This window comes from Candidatus Didemnitutus sp., assembly GCA_019634575.1.
In the GTDB taxonomy this organism is placed as follows: domain Bacteria; phylum Verrucomicrobiota; class Verrucomicrobiia; order Opitutales; family Opitutaceae; genus Didemnitutus.
The window spans coordinates 742745-764245 of the sequence record JAHCAY010000001.1 but is presented as its reverse complement, the minus strand read 5'-3'; the positions used below and the strand labels follow the sequence as shown (position 1 = coordinate 764245).

Annotated in this window: 20 protein-coding genes and 1 tRNA gene; 6 read left to right on the top strand and 15 right to left on the bottom strand. The window is 66.2% G+C overall.

Annotated features, from left to right (window positions below; translation table 11 throughout):
- Window positions 1-10 precede the first annotated feature (10 nt).
- From KF715_03175 to KF715_03125, 11 genes are all read right to left on the bottom strand, one after another.
- Entirely contained in the window at window positions 11-1798 is a 1788-nt protein-coding gene (locus KF715_03175) for a hypothetical protein (protein MBX3735667.1), read from the bottom strand.
- The gene (locus tag KF715_03170) at window positions 1795-2901 is read right to left on the bottom strand and encodes an acyltransferase (GenBank protein ID MBX3735666.1); all 1107 of its coding nucleotides are present in this window, start codon (window positions 2899-2901) and stop codon (window positions 1795-1797) included. The genes KF715_03175 and KF715_03170 overlap by 4 nt, the downstream gene beginning before the upstream one ends.
- Window positions 2898-4022: a glycosyltransferase gene (locus tag KF715_03165; protein MBX3735665.1), complete on the bottom strand. Its 1125-nt coding sequence runs from the start codon at window positions 4020-4022 to the stop codon at window positions 2898-2900. Before KF715_03165 ends, KF715_03170 begins: the two co-directional genes overlap by 4 nt.
- 4 nt (window positions 4023-4026) lie before the next feature.
- Complete coding sequence (locus KF715_03160; GenBank protein ID MBX3735664.1) at window positions 4027-4971, bottom strand: glycosyltransferase family 9 protein; 945 nt, start codon at window positions 4969-4971, stop codon at window positions 4027-4029.
- A gap of 311 nt (window positions 4972-5282) precedes the next feature.
- Window positions 5283-5954, bottom strand: coding sequence for a class I SAM-dependent methyltransferase (locus KF715_03155; GenBank protein ID MBX3735663.1), 672 nt, complete (start codon window positions 5952-5954; stop codon window positions 5283-5285).
- Window positions 5951-6544 (bottom strand): class I SAM-dependent methyltransferase, encoded by a 594-nt coding sequence (locus KF715_03150; GenBank protein MBX3735662.1) that lies wholly within the window; start codon window positions 6542-6544, stop codon window positions 5951-5953. Before KF715_03150 ends, KF715_03155 begins: the two co-directional genes overlap by 4 nt.
- On the bottom strand, window positions 6541-7464 hold the full coding sequence (locus tag KF715_03145) for an alpha-1,2-fucosyltransferase (protein MBX3735661.1): 924 nt from the start codon (window positions 7462-7464) through the stop codon (window positions 6541-6543). Before KF715_03145 ends, KF715_03150 begins: the two co-directional genes overlap by 4 nt.
- Window positions 7461-9506: an FkbM family methyltransferase gene (locus KF715_03140; protein ID MBX3735660.1), complete on the bottom strand. Its 2046-nt coding sequence runs from the start codon at window positions 9504-9506 to the stop codon at window positions 7461-7463. Before KF715_03140 ends, KF715_03145 begins: the two co-directional genes overlap by 4 nt.
- Window positions 9503-10741, bottom strand: a complete 1239-nt coding sequence (locus KF715_03135) for an ABC transporter ATP-binding protein (GenBank protein ID MBX3735659.1) — start codon at window positions 10739-10741, stop codon at window positions 9503-9505. Before KF715_03135 ends, KF715_03140 begins: the two co-directional genes overlap by 4 nt.
- Before the next feature lies 1 nt (window position 10742).
- Entirely contained in the window at window positions 10743-11576 is an 834-nt protein-coding gene (locus tag KF715_03130) for an ABC transporter permease (protein MBX3735658.1), read from the bottom strand.
- A gap of 232 nt (window positions 11577-11808) precedes the next feature.
- Window positions 11809-12354: a DJ-1/PfpI family protein gene (locus tag KF715_03125; protein ID MBX3735657.1), complete on the bottom strand. Its 546-nt coding sequence runs from the start codon at window positions 12352-12354 to the stop codon at window positions 11809-11811.
- 157 nt (window positions 12355-12511) lie between these two features.
- Between KF715_03125 and KF715_03120 the strand changes: the two genes are divergently transcribed.
- From KF715_03120 to KF715_03100, 5 genes are all read left to right on the top strand, one after another.
- A complete protein-coding gene (locus KF715_03120) occupies window positions 12512-13408 on the top strand; it encodes an NAD-dependent epimerase/dehydratase family protein (protein ID MBX3735656.1) in 897 nt (298 codons plus the stop codon).
- A gap of 63 nt (window positions 13409-13471) precedes the next feature.
- The gene (locus KF715_03115) at window positions 13472-13780 is read left to right on the top strand and encodes a YbaB/EbfC family nucleoid-associated protein (GenBank protein MBX3735655.1); all 309 of its coding nucleotides are present in this window, start codon (window positions 13472-13474) and stop codon (window positions 13778-13780) included.
- 82 nt (window positions 13781-13862) lie between these two features.
- The gene (gene recR, locus KF715_03110; protein MBX3735654.1) at window positions 13863-14459 is read left to right on the top strand and encodes a recombination mediator RecR; all 597 of its coding nucleotides are present in this window, start codon (window positions 13863-13865) and stop codon (window positions 14457-14459) included.
- Window positions 14460-14505: 46 nt separating this feature from the next.
- A tRNA-Gly gene (locus KF715_03105) sits at window positions 14506-14580 on the top strand.
- A 121-nt stretch (window positions 14581-14701) separates the two neighbouring features.
- A complete protein-coding gene (locus KF715_03100; GenBank protein MBX3735653.1) occupies window positions 14702-14896 on the top strand; it encodes a hypothetical protein in 195 nt (64 codons plus the stop codon).
- A 90-nt stretch (window positions 14897-14986) separates the two neighbouring features.
- On the opposite strand, the gene KF715_03095 is transcribed toward KF715_03100, so the two are convergent.
- The 3 genes from KF715_03095 to xseB are packed head-to-tail and all read right to left on the bottom strand — an operon-like array spanning window position 14987 to window position 17488.
- Window positions 14987-15271: a hypothetical protein gene (locus tag KF715_03095; protein ID MBX3735652.1), complete on the bottom strand. Its 285-nt coding sequence runs from the start codon at window positions 15269-15271 to the stop codon at window positions 14987-14989.
- Between the two features lie 16 nt (window positions 15272-15287).
- Window positions 15288-17207, bottom strand: coding sequence for a 1-deoxy-D-xylulose-5-phosphate synthase (gene dxs / locus KF715_03090; GenBank protein ID MBX3735651.1), 1920 nt, complete (start codon window positions 17205-17207; stop codon window positions 15288-15290).
- Between the two features lie 32 nt (window positions 17208-17239).
- The gene (gene xseB / locus KF715_03085) at window positions 17240-17488 is read right to left on the bottom strand and encodes an exodeoxyribonuclease VII small subunit (GenBank protein ID MBX3735650.1); all 249 of its coding nucleotides are present in this window, start codon (window positions 17486-17488) and stop codon (window positions 17240-17242) included.
- A gap of 110 nt (window positions 17489-17598) precedes the next feature.
- On the opposite strand from xseB, the gene KF715_03080 reads away from it, so the two are divergent.
- Complete coding sequence (locus tag KF715_03080) at window positions 17599-18843, top strand: M48 family metallopeptidase (GenBank protein ID MBX3735649.1); 1245 nt, start codon at window positions 17599-17601, stop codon at window positions 18841-18843.
- Here KF715_03080 and KF715_03075 read toward each other — a convergent pair.
- The gene (locus KF715_03075) at window positions 18840-21473 is read right to left on the bottom strand and encodes a response regulator (protein MBX3735648.1); all 2634 of its coding nucleotides are present in this window, start codon (window positions 21471-21473) and stop codon (window positions 18840-18842) included. The two genes, KF715_03080 and KF715_03075, sit on opposite strands and share 4 nt — an antisense overlap.
- Window positions 21474-21501: the final 28 nt, after the last annotated feature.

Below are 21501 nucleotides of genomic sequence, written 5' to 3'. Positions count from 1 at the left end.
ACGAGGATTTTTAGGCCAATTTGGCGAATTGCTTGAGCCATGTGAGTTTCTCCTCGCGGGTTTTCTGGAAGGGATTGCGGAAGAGCTGGTCGTTGAGCACGAGCAGATCGATATCGGTGTTGAGGAAGCATTCCCACGCTTCGGCGGCGGTGCGGACGATCGGCTGGCCGGAGACGTTGAAGGACGTATTGATCAGGATCGGAACGCCGGTCTGCCGCTTGAAGGCGGTGAGCAGGCGGTGCATGTCCGGGTGGTTTTCGCGGGCGATCGTCTGGAGGCGCGCGGAGTAGTCGACGTGCACGACGCTCGCGATCTCGCTGCGCGGGAAATCGAGGCGCTCGCGGAGCGAGGCGAACTGCTCCGGCTGCGGCGTGCGGCGCGCGGGGACGAGGTTCGCGGTGTATTGCATGAAGTCGCTCGGCTCGTCGGTATCGAACCACTCGGCGCAATCCTCGGCGAGCACGAGCGGCGCGAACGGACGGAAGGATTCGCGGAACTTTACCGCGAGGTTGAGGCGCGATTGCATGCCCGGCTGGCGCGCGTCGGCGAGGATCGAGCGGGCGCCGAGGGCGCGCGCGCCGAGTTCCATGCGGCCGCGAACCCAGGCGACGATTTTGCCTTGGGCGAGCTGGCTCGCGACGAAATCGTCGAAGTCGCCGGTGACGGTGACGCGCCAGGGATTCGCCTCGGCGGGGATTGGGCCCGGCTCGCCGCCGAGATAGAAGCCGTTGTGCGCGACCTTAAAGAGCGAGCCGCGGCGTTCGCGCTCGAGCAGCAGCGCGGCGCCGAGGCCGGAGCCCATGTCGCCGCCGACGGGCGAGTTGAAGACGTTTTTGAAAATCTTCGCGGCGCGGAGCTTGCCGGCTGTGACGCAGTTTTGCGCGCAGCCGCCGCAGAACACGAGGTTCTCCTCGCCGGTCTCGGCGCGGATGTAGCGCGCCATCTTGAAGACTTCGTCCTCGAAGATCTGCTGGAGCGAGGTAGCGATGTCGATGTAGTCGTCAGTGAGCAGGTCCTTCTTGTCGCGCGCGGGCAGGCCGATGGCGGCGGCGACGTGCGGGAGTGCGCCGAGCAGGGAGAGCTCGTTGAACTGCACCGGGAATTTCAGGCGGAAGCCGCCGCGTTCGTCGGTGGTGAAGAGGCGCGAGAGTTTTTCGACGAAGCGCGGCGTGCCGTAGGGTGCGAGGCCCATGACCTTGTATTCGGAGCCGAAGGAGTGGAACCCGAGATACATCGTCACGAGCGTGTAGAACATACCGAGGCCGTTCTCGTAGGTTTGCTCGGCGCGCAGATCGAGGCGGCCGCCGTCGATCACGCCCATGCTGGCGCTGTAGTCCTCGCCCTTGCCGTCGACGCAGAGAAACGCGGCGCGCTCGAACGGCGAGGTGTGGAAACCGCCGGCGACGTGCGTGAGGTGGTGCCACGCGAAATGGAACTTCGCCGTCTGGAACAGCGCGCGGGCGGGATCGGTGAAATAGCCGGCGGTGCGTTCGGGGAGCAGGCGGCCGAGGGCGCGCGTGAAGGCGTTGCCGGGGCGCGTGGAGAGGTTGAAGAGGAGGCTTTGCAGCGGCTTCTCGGCGAAGACGACGTCGGTGACGTCGGCGGGTGTGACGCCGCCCATGGCGAGCGCTTCGGCAATGGCGCGGTGCGGGAACGAGCCGTCGTGCTTGAGGCGCGTGTGGCGCTCCTCTTGCGACGAGGCGATGAGGCGGCCGTCGATGAGGAGCGCGGCGTTGGCGTCGTGGCCGAGGAGGCCGCCGATGCCGAGGATGACGGAGCGTGAGGTGGGCGAACTCATGACTTGGCGGCGACGTTGCCGGACGGAGAGAGGGTAGGGTTGGCGCGGCCGACGTTGCCGCGCGCCGAGAGGAACCGTCGTTCGATCAGAAACCAGCTGGCGACGGCGCAGCCGAGCGAGATGACCAGCGATGCCGCCAAGAAAGTGAGGCGAGACCAACCGTCATAGTGGGCGGCGAGCACCTGTTGGACCGGAAACGAATAGATGTAGAGGCCGTAGGAAAAGTCGTGCGGCAGGCGCACGCGGGCCACGGCTCCGGCGAACACCACGGCGAGCGCAACGACGATTGGTCCGGCCAGATCGAAGCCGCCACCGCGCAGAAAAAACAGGAGAGCCGCGCCTAATCCCAGGGCGACGGCGCGCGACGGAACGAAATGTTCGCGCCAGGCGTAGAGCGTCACGCCGACCGCGAAACTGAGATAGATGTCGGCTGCGATGAACAGAATGAGCGGAGGGATCGCCGCACCGGCGGCGGCGACGCCACGAAAGCACAACAGAAGCGCGAGTCCGACCAACAAGAGAGCGCGGTTGGCTCGCAGAAGTCCGGTGGCGCCGACGACCGCGAGGCCGAGGTAGCAGAGGAATTCGGGACCGAGCGACCAAAGGCTGCCGTTGAGCAGTGCGAGTTCGGCGGGTTGATCTGCGACCACGCTGCCGATGGACGGCTGACGGATGTTGAGAAAGGCATTGCGCCACACGTAGCCGAAAGCGTCCGCCGGTTCGGACCACAGCGAGGCGAGCGGGATGCTGCGTCCGAGCGCGATGAGCGGTGCTGCGACGAAAGCGGTTGCAAGCAGGCAGACCCAGAAGGCGGGAAAGATGCGGCGCACGCGTTTCAGGAGAAAGGACCACACGCCGGACGTGCGGTCGCAGCTCGCGGCGACGAGAAATCCGCTGAGGCCGAAGAAGCCCAGCACGGCGATTTGTCCGATCGGCTTTTGGTAACGGAAAAACGCATCGAAGGGACTCGTGCGGTCGCCGACGAAGAGAAAGGAGTGACCTGCGATGACTGTCGCAGCCAGCAACAGACGGAGAAGATCGTAGGCGTTTTCTTCGCGATAGAGGCCCGGCGCGGGCGCAGACACAGGTCGGGTGACGCTCATACGAGGAGAGTCAGGTGGTCTTGCGGCAGATAGCGCGCGTGGGCGGCGGTGGCGGCGGCACGGCCGAGGGCGGGCCAGCTGGCGCGGGAGGGCGACAGAAGGGCGCGCTGGAGCGTGGCGGCGAGCAAGGGAACCGTGGGTGCGGGACAGAGGTAGCCGTTGACGCCGTCGGTGATCCAGTCGTTCGCGCCGCCGACTTCGGTCGAGAGGACGGGACGTTCGCAGAGCATCGCCTCGGGGATCGTCATCGGCACGCCGTCGTCGACTGAGGCGGAAACGAGGAGGTGATTCGCGGCCCAGATGTCGCGGAGATTTTTGACGTAGCCGCGAAAATGGACGCTGGCGGTGAGACCGAGATGCTCGGCAGTTGCGCGGAGGTAGGCTTCGGCTGGGCCTTGACCGTAGATGTTCAGTCGGAAATCCGGGCGCGGCGCCATCGCGGCGAGCGCGTGGAGAACGAGGTGGATGCCTTTGCCCTCGTCGAGGCGCGAAACGGTGGCGAGCTGCGCGAGCGGCGAGTCTGGCCAAGGCGAGACGTCGACGGGTTGCCAGCGCAGGGGGTTTTGGATGACGCGGGCCCGCGGCAGTGGGTCGAGCAGGTGGCGGCGCGTAACGGTGAGGTTGCGCGTCGAGACGAAGCAGACTTGCTCGGCGAGGGTGAGCGCGCGTTTGGCGGCGTGCCACTCGGGCTCGGTGAGCGAAGGGTTTTCTGCCTGCCAATTGGCGATGAGGCGGACGCGCGTCTGGTTTGCGGCGAACCAGTCGACCCAATCGTGGTGAAGGATGAGGTCGTAGGTGCCGCCGAGGCTGATGATGACGAGGTCGGGGCGGAACGCGGCGAGTTCGTCGACGAGGCCGTCGCCGGCGCGGCCGAGCGTGCGGCGAATTTTTCCGGCGACGCGCGCGCCGAGGGAATTCGGCACGGAGGCCGGGACGCGTTCGTGCAGCCGTGCGCCGGCGTCGACGAGTGCGGCGACGCGCGGGCTGGCGGCGACGACGGGCGAGACGGAGATCAGCAGTTCGTCGCCGCGGCGTTGGGCGGCTTCGGCGGCGTTGGTCCACAGCGTGTCGGCGCCGCCCCACGGGTAGCCGAGAATGGTGGAGACGAAGGCGATTTTCATGATCTCAGGCCGCGATGGCAAATTCGTCAGCGCGTAGCGGGCGCGGGTGTGCGGCGGCGAGTTGGGTGCGGACGGCGGCGAGGACTTGCTCCGGCGTGATGGCAGTGAGGCAGCGACGGTCGTAGTCGCATTGCGAATAGCGCCAGCAGGGCGCGCACGCGGGGCGATTGGCGAGATTCACATTGCAGGAATAGCCGGTGATCTCGGGCGGCTCGCGGCCGCCGTAGACGATGACGGCGGGGCACTCGACGGCGCGCGCGAGGTGCATCAGGAAGCCGACGAGGCCGACGAAGAGGTCGCAGCCGGCGAGTTCGCGTGCGGCGTCGAGCAGCGGAATGCCGCGGCGGTCGAGCGCGCCGGGGAGATCGGGATCTTGCGGGCTGCCGAGTTGAACGAGGTCGGCGAAGGCGGCGAGTTCGCGCGCGACGGCTTGCATGCGCTCGACCGGCCATTGCTTGTTGGCCATCGGGTAGCGCGCGGTGAGGCAGCTGGAGTGGATCGCAATGCGCGGGCGCGTCCGTTTCGGCAGCGGCGCGGGCGTGACGGCGGGCAGGTAGGGACGCAGCGTGACGTTGCCGGTGATGCCGGCGCGGCGGCAGAGCGAGGCGATGCTGGGCTCGTGCAGCGGGGCGTCGCGGTTCTCGGCGTGGAGGAATTCCTGATAAAAGAGCCGCTGTGGGCGCGAGCCGCTGAGGCGCGCCCAGGGAATGAGGCCGAGGTCGAAAGGGACGGTCGCGGTCACGTCGGCGTTTTGCGCGAAGAGTTCGGGCGATTGGCTGAAGAACCAGATGCGTTGCGGGCGACGGCGCTGGAGTTCGCGGGCGACGGCGGAGCAGAGGAGTTGGTCGCCGATGCCGCCGTAGAAGTAGAACAGGCGGTGCGGACGGCCGTGGCGGCGGACGAGCGAGAGCCAGCGGCGGAGTCCGGCGAGGTGGGAGCGAACGTCCATTCAGTCTAAAGAGTGCATTCCAATCCCGGCACAGAGGACAGAAGAGGCGGCACAGAGGTCACGGAGAATGAGTTTTCGAAATTCGCATGCTGCGTGATTCGCTCGCTAGTCTGATGAGAAACGTTTGGGACGATTTCGGATCTCCACACTCGGTGGTTCTCTGATTCGCCTCTGTGTTCTCTGTGCCTAGCATCGGAGTTTGGGTTCAGCACGGAAGGTGGATGGATCGCCACGGCCCGCGGTGCGGGCCGTGGCGATGACAAACCGATGGAAAGACGCGGGACAAACGGAGGGCTGGCTACAGGCTGGCGTTATTTCAGCAGCGGGAGGCCGCCGACGGGGCGCTGGACCATCGTCAGGCCGCAGTCGCGGTCGAGCGTGATGCACGGATAGCCGGCGCGGCGGAGTTCGTCGACGAAGCGCGGCACGCCCATGTCGTCGCGGTAGCGCGGGTCGTCGTGCTTGTGGAGTTCCCACGTGGTGTCGTGAAAGATCGTGACGGCGGACGGCGTGAGGAACGGCGAGAAGAGGTCCCAGTCGGCTTTCACGCCTTCGTAGGAGTGGTCGCCATCAATGAAGAGGAGGTCGATCGGGCGGCTCCAGTTTTTCGCGGCGGTGCGCGAATCGGCGCGGACGACTTCGACGTAAGGATCGAGGCCCATCGCGGAGACGTGGCGGCGGAAGACGTTCAGCGAGGCGTCGGGGCCGCCGCTGTCGTTCCACTCGGTCGAGGAATGCGGGTCGATGGCGTAGAGTTTGCCGCGGACGTTTTCGCGGAGCGCGAGGCCGATGTGGCAGGCGGACCAGCCGCGAGCGGAGCCGGTTTCGACAACGACATCGGGCGCGAGCGAGCGGACGAGGCCGTGGAGCAGCCACGCAGACGGACCGAGACCGGTGCGGTAGTCGCCCGTCGAAAGTTTATAGCGCGGCCACACCATGAGCAGGTGATGACGGAGGTAACGCAGACGCTCGGAGAGGTTCATTGGGTGGAGGGGAGTTTTTCGACGACGAGGTCCCAGGAGTAGATATCGACGTCGGGGTTTTCGTAGACGAGGCGCGTGCCGCCGATCTGCGTGAGCAGGCCCTTCACGTAATCGAGCGAGAAGTGCGCGTGGACGTGGTGCGGGTTGTAGGGCTGGCCCGTGCGGTTGCAGTGGGCGCGGAAGCGCTGCTCGTCGGGGCAGAAGATGATGAGACGGCCGCCGGGTTTGAGGACGCGCAGCCATTCGCGGAGGACCGACTCGGTGTCCTGAAAATCCTCGAGCAGGTGCGACGAGAAGATGAAATCGAGCGCGCCATCGGCGAACCAGACGAGGCGCGCGGCGTCGCCGCGGAGTTGCGCGGGGAATTGACCGACGGTGCCGTATTGGTTCGGCATGTCCATGCGGATGGCGGCGGGCGTGATCGGGTCGCCGCCGAAGCCGAGGTCGGCGCCGTCGCCGACGCAGTAGGGCGCGAGGCGCGCGCGGCACTTGGAGGTTTCGCTCGGCCAGCGGCGCGGCGGCGAGACGGTGCGCTTCAGCGCGTGCCACGCGGGGCGGAACGTGTTTTTGAACGAGTCGAAGAGGCTCATGGGTTGATCGGGAGTCGGGTCCAGCTGTCGGGGACGACGTCGCTCGAATTGTGGATGCTGTTGGCGAACCACGGATCGGGGGCGATGACGAGTTTTGTGGGCGAGGGGTTCAGCCACGCGGCCCACCAGGAAAAGGTGCTGTTCGCGATGGCGATGTGGTCGCAGAGCGACATGAGGCGGATCTTGTCCCACGGGTGCCAGTGATGGACGGCGCGGACGAAGACGTGCGGGCCGGGCACGCGGTATTCGCGTTCGATGGCGTCGATGTCGTCGGAGAAAATGTAGAGCGTGGCGTCGGGGCTGCGCTCGCGGAGGAGCTGGATGGCGCGGTCGTAGTAGGCCGGGCCGATGACGCCGATCTTCTGGTTGAAGGTCTGGTTCCGCGTGTAGTCGCCGCGGCGGAAGTGCACGGCGGCGGACGGGCCGCTGCGGATGCGCGCGGCCATCTCGGCGACGGCCGCCAGCGGCGGGAAGCGGAAGCTGAAGTGCAGGCGGATGTGATCAGCGACGGGCGCGAAGAATTTTTCCGACTGCCACCAGCCGGAGATCATCGTGTTGTCCGGGAGATCGAAGAACTCCGGGTAGAAGTGAAACGACTTCGCGTCGTGGAGCTGGCCGGTCGCGGTGTGGCGCGCGACGTAGTCGTTGAGCCGGAGGCGACGAGCGATCGGCAGCGCGCAACGTTCGGCGAAGGTGAGCGGGCGGCCGCAGAGGCGCGTGCTCTCGTCGGCGGTGGCGAATTGCTCGAGGATGTTGAAGCAGTGCAGGCCGTAGATGTTGTGCGCCTCGAACTCCTCGTAGTGGCGGAACCACGAGACATCGAGCTTGAGCACGGTGCGGCGCTGATGCGCGAGCGCGAGACCGGCGGCGTATTGGAACATCTGGTTGCCGAGACCGCCGTTGAGCCAGGTGATGATCATGGGTTGGGGTGGCCGAGGAGACGGTTTTTCAGGGCGCCGAGAGAGAAGCGGGCGCGGGAAAACGAATCGCCGGCGCGTTTGGCGATGAAGTAAGGCCAGACGCGCGCGTGGCGTAGGTTGACGTAGAAATGATCGCCCTCGCCGGTGCCATTGCCGAGCAGTTCGACGTGCGCGAGCGCGAACCCGTGCGCGCGCATGAAGGCGGCGATGTCGCGGTCGAGCGCCTGGCCGCGGTAAAGTTCGGTGGTGGAAACCTCGAGCCAGATGGCGGTGATGCGCGGGAGCATCTGCTCGGCGCCGCGAAGGACAAACAGCTCGGCGCCTTGCACGTCCATATGCACGAGGTCGATGGCGGCGAGGCCGCGCGCGGCGCAGAAGCGGTCCAGCGTGTCGGTCGGGACCTCGATGCGATCCTTGAATTCAATCCAGCCGTGCATCGGTGCGGAGCCGGAGGCGGGAGGCAGCAGTGAGCTGGACTTGTTGCCGTAGTTCCAATCTTCGCCGGCGAAGAGCTCGGGCGGCCGGCCGGACGAAACGTGGAAGGTGGCGGTGCCCGCGCGATCCGAAAGCGCGAGTGGCACGAGTTCGGCGCGGTCGGTGCCGTAGCGCGTGAAATTTTCGCGGGCGAGGGTTTGGTTGGACGGGAGCGCTTCGAACGCGAACACGCGCGCGGCGGGGAACAGGCGGCTGAAGCGGATCGAGTCCTCGCCCTCGCATGCGCCGATGTCGCAGATGACCCGCGCGGTCTGCGCGGGCACCAACCGCTGAAACTCCGTTGCGGCGGCACTGGGTTGGGCCAGGTAGGAGCCGAGATCGGGCGCCGATGCGGCGGGCAACGGCGGCGTCGTCACTGGAGGCGGCGCGACGAACTGTGGAGCCGGACCGGGGACGAGACGGTCCACGAGAGCCAGGTAGGCGGCGACGGATTTTTCCCAGGTGCGCTCGGCGTGGCGTTGGGCGGCGGCTTGGCGGAAGCGCTCGAGCTCGGGCTCGGGCATGCTGGCGGCGGCCGACAGTTGCGCGGCGAGCGAGTCGTCGTTGGCGGGGTCGAGCCAGAGCGCGGCGTCGCGGGCCATGTCGATTTGCGAGCCGAACTGCGCGCAGATGACAGGGCACTCGTAGCTGATCGCCGTGCGCACGACGGCGGAAGTAAGATAGTGACGCCCGGGCATGACGACCCAGTCGGCGGCGCAAAACAGGGCGCGGAGTTGCTCGTTTTCCAGAAACCCGGTGAGGAGCCGGACGTTGGCCGGCAGTTCAGCGGGAAGAAAATTGCGCGCGTTGGCGCTGGCGATCAGGAGATGGTGGCCGGCCGGGAGGCGGGCGAACGCGGTGACGAGATCGCGCGGGTTACGGCGGGCGGATGAGAAGCCGGCGTAGATGAAAACGCGGCCGCTGGCGGGCAGGCCGAGCGAAGCGCGCGCCGCGGTGCGCGGGATGGCGGTTCCGTGGAAGAGGTCGAAGCCGCCGAGACGGCACGTCGCGATTGCGGCGGGCGGCGGGGCGTCGATCTCGGCGAGGCAACTTTCCTCGTTCACGACCCAACCTTGGGCGTGGGCGAGAATCACGGATTTGATCGCGCGGTCGAGGCGGTGGGCGGCGGGCGGTTGGAGCCAGTTCGAGGTGAGGTCGTGGACTTGGTAGACGACGGGGCGATGGCGGAAGAGCGGGCGCAGGCGGCGCCGGGCGGCGGCGCGCAGCAGGGCATCGGCCGGGCTTCCGAGCCGGATCGTGGCGCGGGCGGCGAGGCGGAGCCAGCGCTGGCCGAAGTAGAGTTCGCGGGTGAGCAGCTCGGTCCAGTTGATGTGGACGAGGTCGACCGCGAGCTGGGCCGGCTGCAGCAGTTCCGAATTCGAGAGGCCGGATACGGCGCAGCCGCGCGCGCGGAGCATCGAGTTGAACTGGCGGAAGAGATTGTGGCTGGCACCGGCGCGGTTCGCATCGGAGGCGGCTTCGGGCTCGGGGAACATACCGATGCGCAGCGGTCCGCGGGCTGGCGCGGAGGCGTGTTCGGCGACGGAGGTGGCGGACGGAGTGGTCACTCGGGCCGGTGGAGCGGCGCGATGGAGGTCTTCATCGAGTTCAGCACGATGCCGAAGCCCGAGGTCAGCGGGAAGAAGCCGTGCGGTTCCTCGCCGGAGATGTCGATGCGGCCGGCGCTGATTTGCTGGATGGTTTGGTTTTCGGTGCTGAGGCCGAGGTTCATCGTGTAGCCGCCGGCTTGCAGCCAGACGGTCTGCTCGAAGGTGACTTCGTAGTCGCCGGCCGCGAGGTCGACGGGAGGCAGCCAGGCGGTTTGCACGCCGAGGCCGTCAGTGCTCATGAGGCCGAAGCCGGTGACGAATTTCGGATACGGGCGCGCGAGGTGGATGCGGATCTTGGCGCGCCAGCCCTGGCCGACGGAGAAGATGGTGTTCGGCCGGCCTTGGAGATCCTCGAAGCTCAGGCCGGTGACGTAGGCGCGGTCGCGCAGCTCCGGCGCGGGCGCGGGGATTTGGGTTTCGCTGCTGCTCGCGGTGTCGAGGTAGGCGTCGAGGACTTTGGCGACGGGACCGGCGGCTTTGAGTTGTCCTTCGCCGAGGAGGATGCCGGTGCGGCAGAGCTGGCGCACGGCGTGGATGTTGTGCGAAACGAAGAGGACGGTGCGGCCTTCGCCTTGCGCGACGCTCTGCATCTTGCCGAGGCATTTTTTCTGGAAGGCCATATCGCCGACGGCGAGGACTTCGTCGACGATGAGGATTTCCGGCTCGAGGTGCGCGGCGACGGCGAAGGCGAGGCGGACATACATGCCGCTCGAGTAGCGTTTCACCGGCGTGTCGAGAAAGCGCTCGATCTCGGCGAAGGCGACGATCTCGTCGAACTTCCGCGCGATCTCGGCGCGCTGCATGCCGAGGATGGAGCCGTTGAGGTAGATGTTTTCGCGGCCGGTGAGGTCGGGATGGAAGCCGGTGCCGACTTCGAGCAGCGAGGCGACGCGGCCACGGAGGCGGATCTTGCCGAGCGTGGGCTCGGTGATGCGGGAGAGGATTTTCAGCAGCGTGGATTTGCCGGCGCCGTTGCGGCCGACGATGCCGACGACTTCGCCCGGTTGGACGGAGAACGAGACGTCGCGCAGCGCCCAGAATTCCTCCTTCTCGAAGCTCGTGCCCCAGCGGTAGCGGCGCCAGAGCTGGCGCGCCTTGTGGTGGAGCGTGTCGCGCAGGCTGTCGTGCCGCGACTCGTGTTCGATGACGTAGCGTTTGCTGAGTCCGGTGACTTCGATGGCGGGAAGGCTCATGTCAGACGACGTCGGCGAATTGGCGTTCGGTTTTGCGGAAATACCACAAGCCCGTCACGAGCAGGACGAGCGCCACGGTGATCGAGACGGCGAGCCCGGGCAGGTGCACGTCGACGCGGCCGCCGAGCAGGCACCAGCGCACGCCGTCGATGACGCCGGTCAGCGGATTCAGCGCGAGCAAATCGCGCCAGTTGGGCAGCGTGTCGGTGCGGTAGCCGACGGGCGTGACGAACATGCCGACTTGCAGGATGAAGCCGGTGAGGAAGCGGAAGTCCCGGTATTTGACCGTCAGCGCGGTCAGCCAAAGACCCGAGCCGAGCGCAATGATGAGCGCGAGGAGCAGGAAAAGCGGGAGCAGGAAAATCTGCCAGCTAGGCCAGATGCCGAACGCGGCAATGGTCGGGATCGCGATCACGAGCACGATGCCGAAGTCGATCAGCGCGACCGCGAGCGAAGAGAGCGGCACGGTGAGACGCGGGAAGTAGACCTTCGAGATCAGGTGCGAGTTGCCGACGAGGCTGTTGCCGGCGCCGGTGAACGCGTTGGTGAAAAGCTGCCACGGCAGGTTGCCGCAGAGCACGAGGAGGAAATACGGGACGCCGCCATCGGGCATTTTTGCGAGCTTGGCGAAGACGAACGTGAGCAGCGCGGTCTGCACGACCGGCTGGATGATGGCCCAGGCGGCACCGAGCACGGCCTGCTTGTAGCGGACCTTGATGTCGCGCCAGGCGAGGAAGCCCATCAGCTCGCGATAGCGCCACAAATCCCGCCAATAGTGCTGTTCGACGCGGCCGGCCTCGATGGTGAGGTCAATGTTGGGAGCGGGTGCGGACATGGAGGAAATACGGTTGGTGCGAGCCCGACGTCAGCAATCTGCGTCGGCGCCGCTCGAGCGTCCAGCGTCTAGGAGTAATCCCCTAACAAAGCTTCGCCGCGTCACGTCCAGTGGGAAGCGGCGGAAATCAGGGGGGCATCGGTTCCGTAGGCCAAGCGGCCGGCCGGGGGCAGGCCGATAGGATGCAACCCCTAGCTCGCGTCGGAGGCAATGCGCTTTTTCGCGCAAAGCCTTAGAAACAAATGGCTTTGCTTATTTCCTTGGCTTTTTCGTCGCCGCCCAGCAAGCGGACGAGGTGGAGCCCAAAGTCGAGGGCGGTTCCGGCACCGCGCGAGGTGGTGATCTTGCCGTCGGTGACGACCCGTTCGTCGGCGAGGATTGCCGGGAGTTCGGCCGCGACGGAGAAGTGCGCGGTATAACGTTTTCCCGCGAGGAGGCCGCAATCGTGCAGCACGGTCGGAGCGGCGCAGATCGCGGCGAGCCAGTGGTTGGCGGCGGCGTGGCGCAGCACGCTTTCGCGCACGCGAGCGTCGGCGCGCAGGTGTTTCACGCCGGCACCGCCGGGCAGGAAGACGAGGTCGAAGAGCTGGTCGGTGACGGTGCCGAGCGCGACGTCGCCATGGGCCACGATGCCGCTGCGTCCGGTGGCGTGACGGTTGTCGTTCAAGGTGGCGACGGTGACCTCCACGCCGGCACGGCGCAGCAGATCGACCGGCGCGAACGCTTCGATTTCCTCAAAACCGTCGGCGAGCAACGTGAGCACGGTGGGCATGGCCAAGAAGTATCCAGGAACAAGGGTTAGGAACAAGCGGCGACTGCTGGAGTGCGGGAGCTCGGACCGAGGGCGGTGCACGTCGACGGCGAGCGTGGTTGCCGGAAAATCACGATGACTCTGTCTTGTTACTTGAAGCCTTGTCCCTTGATACTTCCGCGCGATGTCCTCCTCGGCGGTTCGTCACCTCGTCATCTTCGGTTGCGGCTACGTCGGCTCGGCGCTCGCGGAGGCGGCACTGGCGCGCGGGATGCGAGTGACGGCGTTGACGCGTAACGCGGAAAAGGCCGCGGCCTTGCGTGCGCGCGGCGTGGCGGTCGTCGAGGCGGATTTGGCGAGCGCAGAGTGGCATACGCGAATCGAGCGGGCGGATTTTGCGGCGAACACCGTCAGCGCGGCGGCACCGACGCCGGAGGGTTACCGCGCCTCGTATGTCGACGGCATGCGCTCGATCCTCGCGTGGGCGTCGCGCGCGCCGGTCGGCACGCTGGTCTACACGAGCAGCACGGGCGTTTATCCGCAGGGCGGGGGAGCTCGCGTGGACGAGAGCGCGCCGACCGAGAGCGCGTCGCCGACGGGGCGTGTGCTCGTGGAAGCGGAGAATCTGTTGCGCGGCGCGAGTGCGGCGACGGCCGCGCGGTCGTTCGTGCTGCGTTGCGCCGGCATCTACGGGCCGGGCCGGCACTATCTGCTCAATGCCCTGCGTGCGGGGCAGACGCGTTTTGGCGGCGAGCCGGGCTGCCGGATGAATCTCATCCATCGCGACGACATCGTGGCGGCGCTGCTGGCGTGCTTCATGGCACCGGCCGAGGCGGCGAGCGCGGTGTTCAACCTCAGCGATGGTGCGCCGGCGACGCGGGCGGAAGTCGTCGGCTGGCTGGCGAGCGCGATCGGCGCGCCGGAGCCGCAATTCGACGGCGCTGCTGCAAGCGCGCGCCAAGGCGGCGAACCGACGCCGGACCGCATCATCGTCGCGGACAAGATACGCCACGCACTGGGATGGGCGCCGGTGTTCCCGGATTTTCGCGCGGGCTACGGTTCGCTGCTCGGAAAACTCTAGCCTTGCCTCGCTCCGCGGCGCGCGGCGCAATTTCGGCTCTTTCATTTTCAACCCGAACTCACCATGGCCGGCGTAGGCAAATTGCTCAAACAAGCTCAGAAAATGCAGCGGCAGATCGAGGAGATGCAGAAGGCCCTCGAAGCGCGCGAGATCGATGTCTCCTCCGGCGGCGGCGCCGTGCAGGTGAAAATCAGCGGCTCGGGCAAGTTCCTCGCGCTGAAACTCGACCCCGAATTCCTCAAGGAAGAGCCGAAGCTCATCGAGGAAACCGTGCTCAACGCGGTGCAGGAAGCGGCCACGAAGGCGAAGGAGCTGAACGATTCCGAAATGCAGCGCATCTCATCGGCGTTCCAGATGCCGGGCATGTTCTGATTGCGGAGTTCGGAATGCGGAATGCGGATTTTTCGCTCCGCCAATCCACAGTCCGCAATCGCCAATCGCCAATCGCAATTCCATGACTCCCGCGCTCGAGCATTTGCAGAAACAGCTGAAAGGCTTGCCGGGAGTCGGCTATCGCTCGGCGGAGCGCATCGCGCTGCACCTGCTGGTCGAGAAACCGCAGAAGCTGCCGGAGCTGGTGAACGCGCTGCAGGCGGCGGCGAAATCCGTCCGGCGCTGCGCGAAGTGCGGCAACCTGGCGGAGGAGGAAGTTTGCCCGATTTGCGCCGACGAGCGCCGTGCCACGGGTCAGGTGTGCGTCGTGGAAAATGTGCCCGACCTTGCCGCCATCGAACGCTCGGGCGCCTATCGCGGCCGCTACCATGTGCTGCATGGAAAGCTGTCCCCGATTCGCGGCGTGGCGCCGGAAGACCTGAACTTGGGCACGCTGCTCGAGCGCCTCACTGCCGGCGAGATCAACGAGCTGATCCTCGCGCTCTCGAACGACGTCGAAGGCGAGGCCACCTGCCATTTCCTGACCGAGCGCCTGCCGAGCGGGGAAAGCGTCAAGGTGACGCGCATTGGTTTTGGCCTGCCGAGCGGCGGCGGCGTGCTCTACGCGGATGCCGTCACCCTGAAAAGCGCGCTGGAGGGCCGGCGCGACTATTCGTGACTTGCCCGCGCCATCTGCGCCGCTATGGCTTCAGGACCGTTCTTTCGCGGGTATAGTATATCGGCTATTATGCGGCTTTCCCAAAGCTGAGAGGAGGGTTCGACTCCCTCTACCCGCACCAAACCCCTTCGTTGCTCGTCGATTGAATTTTCCCCGGCCGTAGCCCGTCTCAAGGGCCTCCATTCGGCGGTGAGCATCGGTCACCCCAAAAATCGAAACTGGTCATCCTCCTCGTCACCCACATGAGAACACTGCGTCTTTGCGCCATCATCGTCCTCGGCATCGCTCTCGGCTACTTGGTCTCCGACGCAGCAGAGGGAAGGCGGGCTCCCTGTTGTGAAAAGGCGGCCAAGCAGGGCCACTCGTGCGACCACAAGTGCTGCATTGAGGCCGCGAAGCACGGCAAGAACTGCGAGAAGTGCGGCGGGAAGAACTGAGCCGCCTCCCTTCCCCTAGGGATTTCGAGCCGCGTGACATCACGCGGCTTTTCTTTTTGCCGCGCGGAGACGGTTCGGCCGCGCGGGTCCTTAGAAAATCAGAAGCGCAAGACCCGCACAGGCTGCCACCAGACAGCCGATTCCCCACCAGCGGTAGCCGCTGGCGGCCAGCGTGGTCGTGAGTGAAAGGGCGATGGCGACGAGCCAAATGAGTGCAGCAAATACCGTCAAGTGTCCCACGGGATGGATCACCGGCTTTCCTTGGTCGGCCCAACCAACATAGCAGTGCGCGACCACCCCGAGCACGGTGCATGCGAAGGCGGCGATCGATAGGAACGCGAGTCGCGCGGGATTCTTTCTGCGATGCTCTTTCATCGCGCGAGTCTAGTTCTCACACTTCCGCCTCTACCGTCGCCGTGCCGAGGCGTTTGTAGCGCTCCTTGATGCGGCGGACGATGTCATCGGTGCCGAGGCCGTAGTTGGCGCGGAGGATTTCCACGCTGCTGCCGTGTTCGACGAATTTGTCGGGCCAGCCGATGCGCTCGACGGCGGGATGGCAGTCGCCTTCCTGCAACGCTTCGAGCACCGCGCTGCCGAAGCCGCCGGCGACGACGTTGTCCTCGAGCGTCACGATCAGCGGGATGCAGGCGGCCTGCGAGAGCAGCAGTGTGCGATCGAGCGGCTTCACGAAGCGTGCGTTCACGACGCCGACGGAGAGGCCTTCCTCGGCGGCGATGCGATCGGCGACCTTGAGCGCTTCCTGCACCATCGGGCCGAGCGCCCAGATCATGACGTTGGACCCTTCGCGCAGCACTTCGGCGTGGCCGATCGGCACCGCGGCGGGTTGCGCCTTGATCTTTGCGCCGGTGCCGGCGCCGCGCGGGTAGCGGATGAACGCAGGCGAGGGGAGCTGCAGCGACGTGTGCAGCATGTCGGTCAGCTCGTCCTCGTCCTTCGGCTGCATGATGACGGCGTTCGGCACGCAACGCAGATACGAAATGTCGAAGAGGCCGTGGTGCGTCGGGCCGTCGTTCGGCGAGAGGCCGGCGCGGTCCATGCAGAAAGTCACGGGCAGGTTCTGCAGGCAGACGTCATGGATCACCATGTCGTAGGCGCGCTGGAGAAACGTCGAATAGATCGCGCACACCGGGCGGAAGCCCTTCGTGGCGAGGCCGGCGGCGAAGAGCACGGCGTGTTCCTCGGCGATGCCGACGTCGAAAAATTGTCCGGGCACTTCCTTGCTCAGCTGCGTGAGACCGGTGCCGCTGGGCATGGCGCCGGTGATGCCGAGGACCTTCGGGTTTTCGCGGGCGAACTTCGTCAGCGCGGAGCCGAACACATCCTGGTAGGCGGGCGGCGTGCCGGCGGCGCTCTTCACGCTCTCGCCGGTCGCGGGGTCGAACGGGCTCGCGCCGTGGAATTTTTCCGGGTGCGCGATGGCGGCTTCGAGGCCTTTACCCTTCTTCGTCAGAACGTGGACGAGCACCGGGCCGTCGCAGTTTTTCGCGAACTCGAGGTTCTTCACCAGTTCGTCGACGTTGTGCCCGTCGACCGGGCCGACGTAGCGCAGGCCGAATTTTTCGAAGAGGGACGAGTTGACGAAGAAGTCCTTCGTCTCGCGTTTCCACTTCAGATAAAACTGGTTCATCTCGCCGCCGTGCGGCAGGCCGAGGAAGAATTTCTCCACGTCGTGGTGGAGCTTGTTGTAGGTCGGGCTCGTGCTGAGCTTGTTGAGATACTTGGCGATGGCGCCGACGTTCTTGGCGATCGACCACTCGTTGTCGTTGAGGATGACGACGAGGCGCTTGGTGGAGCTGACGACGTTGTTGAGCGCCTCCATCGTCACGCCGCAGGTGAACGCCGCGTCGCCGCACAGGGCGACGACGTGCTCGCTGCTGCCGCGGAGGTCGCGCGCGGTGGCCATGCCGAGCGCGGCGGAAAGGGCGGTGCCGGCGTGGCCGGCGCCGAACGCGTCGTGCGGGCTCTCGCGGCGGTAGAGGAAGCCGGAAGCGCCATCGGTCTTGCGCAGGCCTTTGAAAAATTCGCCGCCACGACCGGTGAGGAGCTTGTGGACGTAGCCTTGGTGCGCGACGTCGAAGACGAACTGGTCCTCGGGCGTGTTGAAGACGCGGTGCAGCGCGATGGTGAGCTCGACGACGCCGAGATTGGGGCCGACGTGGCCGCCGTTTTTGGCGGTGACGGCGATGATGTCGTCGCGGATTTCCTGCGCGAGCTGCGGGAGCTGGGCGGGCGCGAGGGCCTTGACGTCGGCGGGCCCGGCAATGCGGTCGAGGAGGCGGGATGAGCTCATTCGGTTGACTGGGCGGGAAACAGCGCGGCGAATCACTCGCTGCGCGCGGGCTCGAACGACTCGAAAGTCGCGGTGCCGTCCTTCTGCTTTTTCAGCTTCTCGATCTTCAGTTCGGCATCCTTGAGGCGGGCTTCGCAGACTTTGAGCAGCTTCGTGCCCTCCTCATACTTGGCCAACAAGTCCGCCAGCGACACTTCGCCCTGTTCCATCGAGTCAACGATGGCTTCGAGGCGGGCGAGGGCCGTTTCAAAGCTGGGTTTGGCGTTCTTGTCAGATTCCACGACGGTCACTGTGCGTCGGGGCAAGGGCTTTTCAATCAATCTTTGACCCGGAGGGAGGTCCAACCGGTTCGGGCTCGCGCGGTCCGCGAAACCTGTTCTGCATCTTCACCATGCATGGGCTGCCGCTCGCGGTTACTGTCCTCCTTTCCCTGCGCCTCGCGGCGCAACTCGCACTCGAGTTCCTCAACCGTTCCGAGACGCGCCTGCACGCCGGCGTGCCGCCGGGACGGCTGACGGACATCATGGACGATGCGACCTTCGCGCGCGCCAGCGACTACACGCTGGCGAAGAGTCGGTTCGCGGCGGTGGAGTTCGTCTACGACGCCGCCGTGCTCGCCGCCGTGCTTTTCAGCGGGCTGCTGCCGGTGCTCTGGGCGAAGTTCGACGCGCTCGCGCCGGGCGCGGCGTGGAGCGGCGCGCTGTTTTTGGTCGTGACGTTTCTATTGCTCAGCCTGCCCGGTCTGCCGCTGGAATGGTGGGCGCAGTTCCGCCTCGAGGCGCGTTTCGGTTTCAACAAGAGCACGCTCGGACTTTGGGTCGCCGATCAGGTCAAAGGCTGGGCGCTGGGCCTCGCGCTCGGCTTCCCGCTCGCGTGGGCGTTGCTGAAACTCGTGACGTGGGCCGGCGCCTCGTGGTGGATTTGGGGTTTCGCGCTCCTGTTCGGCTTTCAGCTGTTGATGCTCGTGCTCTATCCGAAACTGATCCTGCCGCTCTTCAACAAGCTCACGCCGCTCGGCGAGGGCGAGCAGCGCGACCGTCTGCTCGCACTGGCGGATCGCACGGGCTTCCACGCCGAAACCATCGAGGTGATGGACGGTTCGAAGCGCTCCGGTCACTCGAACGCGTTCTTCACCGGCTTCGGTCGCTTCCGGCGCATCGTGCTGTTCGACACGCTCATCGCGCAGCTCTCCCAGGCCGAACTTGAGGCGGTGCTCGCGCACGAAATCGGCCACTACAAGCGCGGCCACATCCCGCAGCGGCTGATCACGGGCGCGCTGCTCCAGTTCGGCGGTTTCGCCGTGATTGCGTGGCTCGTGCAGGCGCCGTGGTTCAACACCGCGTTCGGTCTGCCGGCGGGCGCGCTGGCGCCGACGTTCCTGCTCTTTGCGCTGCTCGGATCGCTCGCGACGTTCTGGTTCTCGCCGATCGGCAACTGGATCTCGCGCAAGCACGAGTATGAAGCCGACGCGTTCGCGAAGGACGCGATGGGCTCCGCGACGCCGATGGTCGGCGCGCTGCACAAGCTCGCGCAGAAAAATCTCACGAACCTCACGCCGCACCCGCTCTACAGCGCCGTCTACTACTCGCACCCGACGATCGTCGAACGCGAGCGCGCGCTCACGTCCCGTCGTTAGAGCTGCGGCTGTCCGGTCGCGCGGGCGATCGCGGCGAGCAGCGACGCGGTCGTGTAGGGTTTGCAGAGGAAATGGGAAATGCCGGCCTGGGCGGCTTTGATCTGGTTGTTGTTGTCGTTCAGACCGCTGGCCGCGATCACCACGATCTGCGGGTCGATGCGGCGGAGCGCGGCGACGAGGGCCGCGCCGTCCATGATCGGCATCATCATGTCGGTGAGGACGAGATCGATTTCCTCGCGATGGCGATGAAACAGGGCGAAACCCTGCGCACCGTCGTTCGCCGTGATCACGCTGTAGCCGGCAAACTCCAGTGCGCGGCGGGTGACGTCGCGGATCATGTCCTCGTCCTCGACGAGCAGGATCGTTTTGCCGTCGCCGCTGAAAGGAGCCGCGGTTTCGTTGGCGACGGGATCGGAAGCGAGCGCGGCGGTGCTGGCGGGCAGATAGATTTTGAACACGCTGCCGTGGCCGGGCTCGCTGTAGACGTTCACGGCGCCGCCGTGGGCGCGCGTGATGCCGAGCACGGTGGAGAGCCCGAGACCGGTGCCCTTGCCGCGTTCCTTGGTGGTGAAGAAGGGGTCGAAGATTTTCTCGATGATCTCGCGCGGGATGCCGGTGCCCGTGTCCGCGACCTCGACCACCACGTAGCGACCGGGCGCGATGTGGTGGTTTATCCCGGAGAATTGCTCGTCCAGTTCGACGTTGCGGGCGGCGAGAGTGAGCTGGCCGCCCTCGGGCATGGCGTCGCGGGCGTTGACGCAGAGATTGAGGATCACCTGGTTGAGCTGTGTCGGGTCGGCGTGGACGAGCCAGAGGTCCTTCGCGCAATCGAGGCGGAATGTGATGTTGCGGGGGAAAGTGCTCTGCACGATAGCGGCGACTTCGCGGGCGACGTAGCGGATGTGCACCGAGACGCGCGCGCCTTCCTCGCCGCGGGCGAAGGACAACACCTGCCGGACGAGGGCGGTGGCGCGGGTCGAAGCTTGTCCCATCAGGTTGAAGATGCGGTGGTCCTCGGCGCTGCGCGGCGAGGATTTGAGCAGGTCGAGACCGACGACGATGGGCGAGAGAAGGTTGTTCAGGTCGTGCGCGATGCCGCCGGCGAGAGTGCCGATGCTTTCCATGCGTTGCGCGCGCAGAAACTTCGATTCCATCTCGCGGCGTTCCGTGATGTCGGTGTCGGTCGTGAGGATCGATTGGGGGCTGCCGTGTTCGTCGCGGAGCAGCGTCCAGCTGCAGTCGAGGACGCGGACTTTCCCGGACCGGGTCTTCTTCTCCACGTGGCCGAACCACGAGCCGGTGTGCAGGACGCCTTCGATGCCGGCGCGCACCAGATGTTCGTCGATGTGGAGCAGTTCGTGCAGGCGCCGGCCGATTGCCTCCTCCGCCGTCCAGCCGTAGAGGCGCTCCGCGCCGCGGTTCCAGAAGCGAATCACGCCCTCGAGGTCGCAGACGAGGATGCCGTCGTTGGTCTGGTCGAGCAGCGCGGCCTGTTGGGCGAGTTTCAATTCGCTGGCCCGCACCTCGGCGAGGCTGCGGTTGAGTCGCTCGAGCCCGGCGGCAAAAATGGCTGCGAGCACCGCGGCGGCGACGACGCACGCGACGATGAGGGCGAGAATGATCAGGCGCATCCGCTGGGCCGGTCCCGAGAACTCCGCTTCCTCGATGGAGGCGGCGATGCTCCAGCCGGAGAGCGGTTCGGGCGCGAACGCCGCGATCTTGCGGGCGCCGTCATTCAGGACGTAAGCCTCCACGCCGCTTTCCCCGCGCTGCATTTTCATCCCGAGGGTGAGGGCGCCGGGGACATCCTCGACCCTCTGCTTGAACGCCCGGGCCGGATCGGGGTGAATCACCAACAATCCCTGGCGGTCGATCGCAAAAGGATATCCCGTCTCCCCCAAGTGCTGGCTGCTGATCACGCCGGCGAGATGTCCGAGTTCCACCGATAAGCCGAGCAGGCCGACGAACTCTCCCTTGGAGTCGAGAATCGGCACGGCGACGACGACGATCGGCACCCCGCCAATTTTGGAATGGAGCGGGTTGCTCACGACCGGCTGCCGGAGGTTGCGCACGGCGCTGAAATAGGCGCGATCGTTGATGTCGATGGCGGCGTAGGCGTTGGCGGGACCGTCGCGGAGTGCCCCGGCGAAAGTGTGCCCGTCCGCGTCCGCGAGGAAGATGCCTTGGTAGTGATGGGCGGCGAGGCCGCGCAGAAGGGCCGAGATTTGGCGGTTGGCCGAGGCGAGTCCCTTGGCGTCGAGTTCGCCCGCATGCCGGCGCAACACGGCGGTGGCGATGGCGTCGACCTGGGCCAGGCTGCGCGCCGTTTCCAGGTGGCGCTGCATTTCGTTGTGCGTGAGATTGACGAGATCCTGCGCGACCTGCCGCAGGTAGTTGTGTCCCTGGCGCGTCAGCGTCCGCTGGACCTGCACGGGCAGAATATAGAGTGCGATGAGCAGCGGCAGCGTGCCCAGCACCAAGACCGTGACGAGTAGCTTGGCGCGCACGACGCCGCGCGTCGCGTGGCTGCCCATCAGCGCGCTGGCGAGGAGCAAAAGCACGCGGAATACCGCCGCTTCGGCGCGGCGGACAAGATGGACGGGCGAGTCGGATGTGGCCGGGGCGGGCATGACGCTCGCTCAGTCCGGGCGCGTGCGA

Coding starts and splice junctions, on each gene's coding strand:
- KF715_03080 (MBX3735649.1), top strand. CDS start 17,599: ATGCATGGGCTGCCGCTCGCGGTTACTGTCCTCCTTTCCCTGCGCCTC.
- recR (MBX3735654.1), top strand. CDS start 13,863: ATGACTCCCGCGCTCGAGCATTTGCAGAAACAGCTGAAAGGCTTGCCG.
- KF715_03135 (MBX3735659.1), bottom strand. CDS start 10,741: ATGAGCCTTCCCGCCATCGAAGTCACCGGACTCAGCAAACGCTACGTC.
- dxs (MBX3735651.1), bottom strand. CDS start 17,207: ATGAGCTCATCCCGCCTCCTCGACCGCATTGCCGGGCCCGCCGACGTC.
- KF715_03100 (MBX3735653.1), top strand. CDS start 14,702: ATGAGAACACTGCGTCTTTGCGCCATCATCGTCCTCGGCATCGCTCTC.
- KF715_03155 (MBX3735663.1), bottom strand. CDS start 5,954: ATGAACCTCTCCGAGCGTCTGCGTTACCTCCGTCATCACCTGCTCATG.
- KF715_03160 (MBX3735664.1), bottom strand. CDS start 4,971: ATGGACGTTCGCTCCCACCTCGCCGGACTCCGCCGCTGGCTCTCGCTC.
- KF715_03115 (MBX3735655.1), top strand. CDS start 13,472: ATGGCCGGCGTAGGCAAATTGCTCAAACAAGCTCAGAAAATGCAGCGG.
- KF715_03120 (MBX3735656.1), top strand. CDS start 12,512: ATGTCCTCCTCGGCGGTTCGTCACCTCGTCATCTTCGGTTGCGGCTAC.
- KF715_03075 (MBX3735648.1), bottom strand. CDS start 21,473: ATGCCCGCCCCGGCCACATCCGACTCGCCCGTCCATCTTGTCCGCCGC.
- KF715_03150 (MBX3735662.1), bottom strand. CDS start 6,544: ATGAGCCTCTTCGACTCGTTCAAAAACACGTTCCGCCCCGCGTGGCAC.
- KF715_03170 (MBX3735666.1), bottom strand. CDS start 2,901: ATGAGCGTCACCCGACCTGTGTCTGCGCCCGCGCCGGGCCTCTATCGC.
- KF715_03145 (MBX3735661.1), bottom strand. CDS start 7,464: ATGATCATCACCTGGCTCAACGGCGGTCTCGGCAACCAGATGTTCCAA.
- KF715_03095 (MBX3735652.1), bottom strand. CDS start 15,271: ATGAAAGAGCATCGCAGAAAGAATCCCGCGCGACTCGCGTTCCTATCG.
- KF715_03175 (MBX3735667.1), bottom strand. CDS start 1,798: ATGAGTTCGCCCACCTCACGCTCCGTCATCCTCGGCATCGGCGGCCTC.
- KF715_03130 (MBX3735658.1), bottom strand. CDS start 11,576: ATGTCCGCACCCGCTCCCAACATTGACCTCACCATCGAGGCCGGCCGC.
- KF715_03165 (MBX3735665.1), bottom strand. CDS start 4,022: ATGAAAATCGCCTTCGTCTCCACCATTCTCGGCTACCCGTGGGGCGGC.